Origin of the sequence: Lutispora sp., from assembly GCF_041687175.1 — a bacterium.
GTDB lineage: Bacteria > Bacillota > Clostridia > Lutisporales > Lutisporaceae > Lutispora.
The window spans coordinates 1-9,006 of record NZ_JAWLCK010000110.1 but is presented as its reverse complement, the minus strand read 5'-3'; the positions used below and the strand labels follow the sequence as shown (position 1 = coordinate 9,006).

The 9,006-nt window shown below is 36.9% G+C and carries 11 protein-coding genes and 1 riboswitch; of the genes, 3 read left to right on the top strand and 8 right to left on the bottom strand.

The window, feature by feature from the left end:
* Nucleotides 1-693, top strand: a 693-nt coding sequence (locus tag ACESM9_RS12715) for a radical SAM protein (RefSeq protein WP_372999258.1), incomplete at its 5' end; no start/stop codon positions are given.
* Here ACESM9_RS12715 and ACESM9_RS12710 read toward each other — a convergent pair.
* The 4 genes from ACESM9_RS12710 to ACESM9_RS12695 form a co-directional block, all read right to left on the bottom strand.
* Nucleotides 688-1,158 (bottom strand): GNAT family N-acetyltransferase, encoded by a 471-nt coding sequence (locus ACESM9_RS12710; protein WP_372999255.1) that lies wholly within the window; start codon nucleotides 1,156-1,158, stop codon nucleotides 688-690. The genes ACESM9_RS12715 and ACESM9_RS12710 overlap by 6 nt on opposite strands.
* 19 nt (nucleotides 1,159-1,177) lie before the next feature.
* On the bottom strand, nucleotides 1,178-1,612 hold the full coding sequence (locus tag ACESM9_RS12705; RefSeq protein WP_372999252.1) for a threonine/serine exporter family protein: 435 nt from the start codon (nucleotides 1,610-1,612) through the stop codon (nucleotides 1,178-1,180).
* Between the two features lie 4 nt (nucleotides 1,613-1,616).
* Nucleotides 1,617-2,378, bottom strand: coding sequence for a threonine/serine exporter ThrE family protein (locus tag ACESM9_RS12700; RefSeq protein WP_372999249.1), 762 nt, complete (start codon nucleotides 2,376-2,378; stop codon nucleotides 1,617-1,619).
* A gap of 160 nt (nucleotides 2,379-2,538) precedes the next feature.
* Nucleotides 2,539-3,957, bottom strand: a complete 1,419-nt coding sequence (locus ACESM9_RS12695) for an NCS2 family permease (RefSeq protein WP_372999246.1) — start codon at nucleotides 3,955-3,957, stop codon at nucleotides 2,539-2,541.
* Nucleotides 3,958-4,064: 107 nt separating this feature from the next.
* Nucleotides 4,065-4,166: riboswitch (purine riboswitch) on the bottom strand.
* A 203-nt stretch (nucleotides 4,167-4,369) separates the two neighbouring features.
* Between ACESM9_RS12695 and ACESM9_RS12690 the strand changes: the two genes are divergently transcribed.
* Together ACESM9_RS12690 and ACESM9_RS12685 are read left to right on the top strand one after the other, a co-directional pair.
* Nucleotides 4,370-4,582 (top strand): transcriptional regulator, encoded by a 213-nt coding sequence (locus ACESM9_RS12690; RefSeq protein WP_372999243.1) that lies wholly within the window; start codon nucleotides 4,370-4,372, stop codon nucleotides 4,580-4,582.
* Nucleotides 4,583-4,613: 31 nt separating this feature from the next.
* On the top strand, nucleotides 4,614-5,171 hold the full coding sequence (locus tag ACESM9_RS12685) for a GNAT family N-acetyltransferase (protein WP_372999240.1): 558 nt from the start codon (nucleotides 4,614-4,616) through the stop codon (nucleotides 5,169-5,171).
* 79 nt (nucleotides 5,172-5,250) lie between these two features.
* Here ACESM9_RS12685 and ACESM9_RS12680 read toward each other — a convergent pair whose 3' ends face one another.
* The 4 genes from ACESM9_RS12680 to ACESM9_RS12665 all read right to left on the bottom strand — a co-directional run bounded on the left by ACESM9_RS12680 (nucleotide 5,251) and on the right by ACESM9_RS12665 (nucleotide 8,862).
* A complete protein-coding gene (locus ACESM9_RS12680) occupies nucleotides 5,251-6,192 on the bottom strand; it encodes a TDT family transporter (RefSeq protein ID WP_372999237.1) in 942 nt (313 codons plus the stop codon).
* A gap of 3 nt (nucleotides 6,193-6,195) precedes the next feature.
* Nucleotides 6,196-6,687 (bottom strand): C-GCAxxG-C-C family protein, encoded by a 492-nt coding sequence (locus tag ACESM9_RS12675; RefSeq protein WP_372999234.1) that lies wholly within the window; start codon nucleotides 6,685-6,687, stop codon nucleotides 6,196-6,198.
* A 124-nt stretch (nucleotides 6,688-6,811) separates the two neighbouring features.
* On the bottom strand, nucleotides 6,812-7,552 hold the full coding sequence (locus tag ACESM9_RS12670; RefSeq protein WP_372999231.1) for a TIGR03915 family putative DNA repair protein: 741 nt from the start codon (nucleotides 7,550-7,552) through the stop codon (nucleotides 6,812-6,814).
* Nucleotides 7,552-8,862 (bottom strand): putative DNA modification/repair radical SAM protein, encoded by a 1,311-nt coding sequence (locus tag ACESM9_RS12665; protein WP_372999228.1) that lies wholly within the window; start codon nucleotides 8,860-8,862, stop codon nucleotides 7,552-7,554. Before ACESM9_RS12665 ends, ACESM9_RS12670 begins: the two co-directional genes overlap by 1 nt.
* Nucleotides 8,863-9,006: the final 144 nt, after the last annotated feature.

Below are 9,006 nucleotides of genomic sequence, written 5' to 3'. Positions count from 1 at the left end.
TATAAAAGCATAAAAAGAGTATTTCTGGCCGATGGAGATGCATTAATGATAAAAATAACAGAGCTTTTGAGAATACTTCAGTTTATTAAGGAATGGATTCCGGAATGTGAGAGAGTAGGCATTTATGCATCGCCAAAAAGCATAATGTTGAAAACACCAGAGGAATTAAAACTTCTTCGAGAAGCAGGGCTAGGGATAGCTTACCTTGGTCTGGAATCTGGGAGCGATGAAATATTAAGGAAAATAAATAAGGGTGCTGATTCTGAGGAGATAGTTAAAGCAGGTTTAAGGATAAAAGATTCAGGAATACTTCTCTCTGTGACTTTGATTTCTGGATTAGGCGGAGCAAAGCTATGGAAAGAACATGCTCTAGAATCTGCTAATGCTATAAGCAGGATGAAGCCTGATTACCTTGGACTGTTGACCCTTATGGTAGAACCAGGCACCAAGCTTTATGATGAAGTATCAAAGGGTGAGTTTGAGCTGCTGACTCCCCAGCAAGTTGCCTTAGAAACCATTGAACTACTGAAAAATATAGATGCGGAAGGTTGTGTGTTCAGAAGCAACCATGCTTCAAACTATTTATCCCTGAAGGGCACATTGAACAAGGATAGAGCGATGCTTATCAAACAGCTCAATGGTGCCATAGAAGGTCAAGTTTGTTTTAAAGATGAATATCTAAGAGGATTATAGAGTAATCCTATAAATATCCTCTTTGCATTCTTCATCTGTAAGTTTATCATAAAAGCTAAGGCTTCCCCTCTTTTTCATGGGCAGGCCTTTCTTTTTTGAATAATTAGAGAAAGCATTGATGCTCTGATAATTATCGGAGAGAACGGAAAATTCCAAAGAGTGGCATCCTAATCTCTTTACCTCTTCAACTATGCTATCCAACAGCATGCTAAAATACCCTTTGCCTCTATAATCAGGCATCAATCCTATTTGCCATAAATAGAAAACTCCATCCAGGGAAGAGCTTTTCATGCCACCGGTATAACCAACTATAATATCATCGTCCTCCAGCACCAGACATGTATTATTGAAATACTCCGATAATATCCAATATGTAAAAGGAGTATGCAGGTCCAATGGCTTACAGTAATCAATCAACTCTCTCACTGTACCAATATCTTGAGGTTTTAAGCTTCTTATCCTCATATTATTTTCCTCCTTTTCATTAAGCAGCATTTCGCTTTTTTTTGGTATTTATATATCTGAAGATTATTGAAACAAATATTATACCAAAAGCTATAGCTCCTGCTATACCTAAGGTTTCAATTCCTTTGTATGCTGCAGCCACCAGATTATTCTCGATTATGTGCAATATAGTATTATAAGCAGATATACCGGGCACAATTGGAAACAAACTGGGAACATGAAACACTGTTGCTGGAGTTTTGCGCAATTTGGCCATGATTTCACTGGTAAAGCTGATGACTGCAGAAGCAACAAAGGCAGAGTAGATTTTATTGCCAGATAAAAAATACATGCTGTCATACACTGTCCAGCCTATGGAGCCGCATAATCCTGCCCAGATCAAGTTCTTTCTTTCTATATTAAACAATATTGCGGGACAGAAGCTGCCCAAAAATGCAAGAAAAATCCCCTTCATATAATCACATCCAAATCTTCATAAGTAATAAAGAAATACCCACACCCACACCAATTGCAGTAACAGTATACAAAGCCTCCGTCAATCTTACTTGACTGGATAGAATATCCCCATACAATGCATCCCTGATCCCATTAGTTATGGCAATTCCGGGGAATAAAACAATAATAGACCCAATAATAACTGAATCAATATTTATGGGCAATATATATTTACTGATTAAAATTGCTAGAATTCCCGTAATGAAACTCCATATAAAATCAGAAAAGAAAGGTAGCAAGCTTATATTAGTTACTCTGTTCTTTGAATAGTATATGAGCATGCTTATGAGTGCAGCAACTACTCCGTTTATTACAGTTCCACTAAACAACATAGCATAGGCAAAGGAAGTAATGCCCGCCGCAAACAGCCTTTTATAATAAGGGAAATAGGGTGCTGAATTCAAGTCTTCTAAAATCTTCATCGCTTCATCATAGGCGACTTTCTTGTCCTCAAGGCTTCTTGAGAATGTGTTTATCATCTCAATCTTATGTAGATTAATAGTCCTGCTTTTTATTCTTTTTACTATAGATACTGAATCTTTTGGATTGTTTTTAGACCAGCAGGATAGAAATATTCCTGTTGGTGTTACGAAACATTCACTTTTTATATCATAGGCACTGCATATCCTCTCTATAGTATCCTCTACTCTGTATGTTTCTGAGCCATTGGTAAGAAGGATCTCACCACTTACCATAGCAATATCTGTAACTTCTTTCACATCCATGTTAATCACCACTAAATCAAAACTATCTAATATGTATATTTGAAAATCATATATAGTATAATCCAGGCAACTGCTAATGACAACCTAACTATTTATAGGAATATTTGGATGAACTAAAAAACGCCCGACTATTTACAGCCAGGCGCTTTAGTATTAGAACTTAGATAACAGCCAACAAAATAAAGTTTAATATAAAGAGGAAAGTGGATGCTACCAGGATTGGATGTATGTCCTTAGTCTCGCGCTTGCATATTTTAACTATGCAGTAGAATATGAAACTTGTAGCAATACCATAGGAAATGCTATAGCATAAAGCCATAAACACACCTGCGAAGAAAGCTGGTATAGCTTCATCTAAATCATCCCACTTGATCTCTCTGAATGATGCCATCATCATAATACCAACAACTATGAGAGCAGGAGCTGTAGCAGCTGCAGGTACCATGCCTGCAACAGGAGCCAGGAATATGCAAGCAGCAAATAGCAATGCAGTAACTACGCTTGTTAATCCTGTTCTGCCACCTGCACCTATGCCTGCTGCACTCTCAACATAGGTAGTTGTATTAGAAGTTCCGAACAATGCACCGATGGATGTAGCGATAGCATCTGCAAAGAGAGCTCTATCCATCTTGGATTTGAAGCCAGGATTATCTTCCATGGCTTTTTCATCTTCTTCACTGAAAATTCCGCTTCGACGACCTGTGCCTATGAAAGTACCAATTGTATCAAAGGTGTCTGATAAGCTGAACGCGAATATGGTCATAAGAACTAATGGAATCTTTGCACCATCAGCAAACAGGGAAAGCAATCCTTCTCTGCCAAAAGCTGCACCAAAGGTAGTGCCCAACTCTGCAAAGGCAGCGCCTACTCCGGCAGTTGTGCCTATAGTAGATACATCAACAACACCCATGGGTATACCGATTATTGTAGTAGCTATGATGCCAATGAGTATCGCACCTTTTACCTTAAGTACTAATAACACTATGGTTAGAATCAAACCAATTATTGCTAATAAAACAGAAGGAGTATTCAAAGTCACAAGGGCAGGTACTGCACTTGCATCAGCTATAACTGTTCCACCTTCTAAAACTATGTTATGGCCAGGATCGGAAGTAAAGTTAATAAGTCCGGCACTTTTAATTCCTATATAAGCAATAAAAATTCCGATACCACCACCGATGGCATTCTGAAGGCTTGTTGGTATAGCTTTAATGATTGATTTACGAATTTTTGTAACTGTAATAAAGATATTTACTAAACCGCATACAAAAACCATTGCAAGAGCTTGCTGCCAAGTAAATCCTAGACCAAAGCATACTGTATAGGTGAAGAAAGCATTCAATCCCATACCTGGAGCCTGGGCATAAGGAACATTTGCAAATAAACCCATAACTAATGTACCAACTATAGAAGCAATGATTGTTGCAAGAAATACAGCTCCCCATGGCATACCAGTCTGTGACAGCATACCTGGATTAACAAAGATGATGTAGGACATAGCAAAGAATGTAGTAAAACCAGCTACAACCTCTGTAGAAAGAGTAGTGCCATGCTCTTTAAGCTTGAAAAAATTGTCCACGAATAATTCCCTCCATAAATTTAATGTAGATTTCACCAATAAAATAGCAATTGGTAAAACCAATCGCCGCAAATTCATTAGAGAATAAAATCACAACACTGTGAAATGGAGTGATATATATTCCCAATAGTCGAACAATTTACGGTTGCTCGGTAGAAACTTTAGGTCCCTATTACCCAAATTATATTGGTGATTTTTCAGTTTATGTTCGTATTTTATCATACTTGGTCTATGATAGCAAGTAAATTTTGTAATAATTCATAGGAAAGTGTAGATAACTTGATGTTAATTTACCTAATGAATTTAACTTTCATATAGTCTCTGTGAATTTGCGATATTTATTTTTAAAGGATTAGTATTATTTATGTTGAATACTTTTGTAGGTATTTATACTAGTGGGGAGTGAATTTATGTGTTTTTTTATTTTAAAAACAAAAATAGAACTATCAAAGAGTTGCGAAAAAGACAAGGATATACTGCAAAGGAATTAGCAAATAAATTAAAAGTAGAATCAAGCTTGATATCCAGAATTGATGACAGAAAGCTGAAAGATGTTCCGGAACCTCTAAAATCAAAGCTCTTGCCTGTACTTAGAGGAGATGACTTGAATAAGGTTCCCTGGTAAAGGCTTCATGAGGACCATTTAATACCGAGGGTTGAATAAGTATTTACAAAACGAAAGGCTGGAAATATTTATGATAGATATAACAAATATTGAGTTGGAAACAGATAGGCTTTATATGAGACATTTTAAAACTGAAGATTTAGTTGAGTATTCAAAAATAATGGGACAGGATGAAGTGGGAAAATGGCTTCCTAGAGGAAGGGGCTATACTAAAGAAGAAGTTAAAAAATTCCTGGAAAGCATATCAAAACATTGGCAAGAAAAGGGATACGGAGTATGGGCTGTTGTAGAAAAAGAAAGTGGCAAAATCATTGGACATTGTGGGCTAAACTATGTAAAGCAGAATAATGAAATAGAGGTTCTCTATGGTTTTGGCAAAGACTATTGGGGGTTAGGTTATGCTACTGAAGCTGCAAAGGCTGCATTGGCATTCGGCTTTGAAAAGATAGGGTTAAACAGAATTGTAGCCTTTGCTAAGACTGATAACATAGCATCTAAAAAAGTTATAGAGAAGATAGGATTAAAGTACATAAAGGACATAGAGATATTCGGCATGATTTGTGCTTACTATGAATCATATAAATCATAAAGTCCTATGAATAAAAGAAGACAAGAGAATATAATGCTACTTGTCTTCTTTTAATTCATAGGGAGATTATATAATGAATTTATGCTTTTACTGCTGGTGTGCCCTTAGCGGCCTCAGTATTTGAAAACATGAAAATCATATACCTTACTAAAACATATATCACCATGATTACAGCCCAAAGTTCCAGTATATATACTAAGTATCTAAGTAAAGCGATGCCGTTCCCAATATTCATAAGATACGCATTGGTACCTTTCATAGCTATAGCTGTTATTACAAATGGAAAGGTGAAGGCAGAATAACTGGGATAGAATTTCAGCTTGAGCAATTTAGGCATGGCAATAATTACAGATACAAACATCAATAGAGAAAGTACGGATAAGAATCCTATCATTGCCGGGCTTTTGCTTTGGAAAGAATTCAGGTATCCGGCTAGGCAAAGGCTTGCAGGAGCAGTGAATATTGCTAATGTGGGCATAGCCGGCTCCGGCAGCTCTTTTATGGATAATACTCTATAGATTACTATAGGCAAAAGTATAATATAAGTTGCTAAGCCAAACCAGAATATATATTGTCCAAGCTGAGCCATGTTAAATGCCGGTGCAGTTACACTGGCGCAGACTATACCAACATAAACAATGAAGTAGCTTGGAAATATCTTTTTAATATTAAAGCTTCCAATATACTTAATACTAAATAGTACAATCAGCAAACAATGGAGAATTAAGCCTGCCAGCCATATAAAAATTGCTGCAGATGAAGCGTAAGGTTTAATATAGGTCGACAATAACATGATTCCCATTGAAAATGTAGGCATTACACTGGCTACAACAGGATTGTCAAAGCCTTCTTTTATAGAATTAGGCATCATAACCGCTTTTATTAACAGCTTAACCAATATTAAGGCTGCAATAACACCAAACAAGCTTTTATAAAGGCTTCCATAAGAGCCAACCAGATTCCCGGCGGCAGCGCAGGCCAGCATCAAACCGGAAATGGGGAGGGGTAATTTTTTTATCATAAATTATTCATTCTCCTCTTCAAGGTTATTAATACTTTCTATTCTGCTTGCCATCTCAGGATCTTCCAACAACTTTTCTGCTATCCATGCAGCAACTTCACCTGTGATCTTAACACAATGAGCTTTCCTTTCTGGGCTTCCAAAGTCATAATTCTTTACAAGAACACGGCAGCAAGTGCTCTTATACATATCCTTTATATGATTATGAAGCTCTGCAGAAACAGGAAACATTTTTTCATTCATAGGTTCACCGAGCTTTCTGCCGTAAGCCATACCTAAAGCCATAGCACCTCCGCTTACTGCACCGCATAAGCAGCCGGATTTACCCATACCAATGGGAAACGCAGATGCAAGTCTTACAACATCTTCATTGTAGGGACTGCCCAAAAGTTTATTGATTGTATAAACTACAGACTCTGAACAGAAAAACTCACCTCGCTGGAAGTAACCCTCTGCTTCTTTGCGAATGGAATCAACAAATTCTTTCTTGTTCATTTAATATCCTCCTGTATAATATGATAATTTCATGGTTAAGTATATTAAACAGGATTCAACAATACAAATAGTTAAATTCTATAAAGCTTTATCTATAAATAGTAAAAATCTATAGACTAAGATTTTACTTCATTTCCACAAGGTACTTCCAATATCTTTTGGGCATAAAATTAGCCTGGAGCTTTAGGTTTGTTCTATCCTTGATGGCTATACTTTCAAAATATCTCTTCCAGAGCTCTTGATAAAACAATTCCTTTTCGTGATAATCAAAATTTCCCTTTATATCTATGTCACTTATGAACCATTTGGACTTGTCATAGAATACTCCGTAGTTTCTCTTTACATCATGGATTACAAATATCTGATCAGCCATTCGAGAAGCAAAATGCTCTCCTAAAAGGCAGGCAGTATTGTACTGGGTTTCTATAGGAGCATAATAAATATTGTTGCTAAGAAGCCTGAACCTGATTATACCTAGAAGCAGATGCTTTTCCCTGTTAATCTTGGTTACCAGTCTATGTATGTTGTATACTCTGTCATCTGACAGATAGGAGTCTACAAGCCTGCCTACCTTAAATCCAAAGCGCAGGTATTCCAAAATATACCTGCCCGCATTTTCATGCTCTGATAAATAGGCGTACATTATATTGGTTAAAGCTTCCTTAGAAATCTTATTGATTATTCCATTATGAACCTTTGTAGCTTTTTCTTTATCGGTATCAATATAGCGCCTTTGAATCAGAAAGTTGTCAATAAAATCATCCATAGCCACAATTTGCTCCGGGTTTTCCCTTTCATAATAGGCATCATATATAGCCGTCAAAAGGCCTTCAAAGGTTCCATCATAAATATAATAAAGCATCATCATAATTCACCTGTAATTCTAGATATTCTCTCTGCAGGAGTCATGATCTGGGGATAAAGCTGGAAAAAGGACAATTGCTCTGTATTTTCATTTATCTTTATTTTGTCTTCCAAAAGGAGATGGTTTTTCACCATTGGTGGATTGCTTATAAAATTCCTGTCCTGAAAATATCTACCCTTGCAGGTTATGAAATATTTAGCTCTCTTCAACACTATGCCTAACTTTTTTAAATCATCAAAATCAAGAGCAGAAACCTTCCTTGCCTGCAATATCCTCTGGGCTGATTTAACACCAATACCTGGAACCCTAAGCAGCATATAATAATCGGCTTTGTTTACCTCTACAGGAAATCTGTCAAGATTTCTTAATGCCCAGTCACTCTTAGGATCCAATAGTTCATCAAAATTTGGGTTATTATCATCCAGAATCTCATTAGATGTAAAACCATAAAACCTAAGAAGCCAATCTGCCTGATAGAGTCTATGCTCACGCAGCAGAGGAGGATTGTTTATGGAAGGGAGACTTGGATGATTCGATACGGGTATGTATGCAGAATAATACACTCTCTTTAGGTTGTAGCTTTTATACAGGGATTCAGAAAGCTTCAATATCTTCAAATCATTATCTTTTGAAGCTCCGATAATCAATTGGGTGGATTGTCCTCCGGGAACGAAAGAGGGTGAACTTCTAAATCTTTGTCTTTCCTCCTGATTTTGTATTATTCTGGATTTTATCAAGCCCATAGGTTTTGTGATTGATTCTTTGGTTTTCTGGGGAGCAAGAAGCTTAAGGCTTTCGCTGGAAGGGAGCTCAATATTTACGCTCATCCTATCTACATATCTGCCTGCTTCTTCAATCAAAGCGCTGTTGGCACCGGGAATAGCTTTTAAATGAATATAGCCATTGAAATTCACTTCTTCACGAAGCTTTTTTACAGATTTCAAAAGGAGCTCCATGGTGTGATCCGGGCTCACCCATACTGCTGAGCTGAGAAAAAGTCCTTCAATATAATTTCTTCTATAGAAGTTTATGGTGAGGTTCACCAACTCCTCTGGAGTGAAGGAAGCTCTAGGTATATCATTGGAAGACCTATTGACGCAGTATTTGCAATCATAGATGCAATAGTTTGTAAATAATATTTTCAACAATGATATGCATCTTCCATCTGGAGTCCAGCTATGGCAAATGCCGGAGGGAGCTGCGTTACCTATTCCCCCTTTTTTATTCTTTCTGTCGCTGCCGCTGGAAGAGCATGATACATCGTATTTGGCAGAATCGGCTAATATTTTTATTTTATCGATGAGTTCCATTTCATCCACTCCGTTACTACTTTATGCCATTATTTTACCAGAAAAGTACCAAAATATCAAACATATGTTCGATATTTATTATGGGAACAATTTACTTTATATATCGTCAATATCAGTATCTTACCTTACCTTTAAGAATGGAGG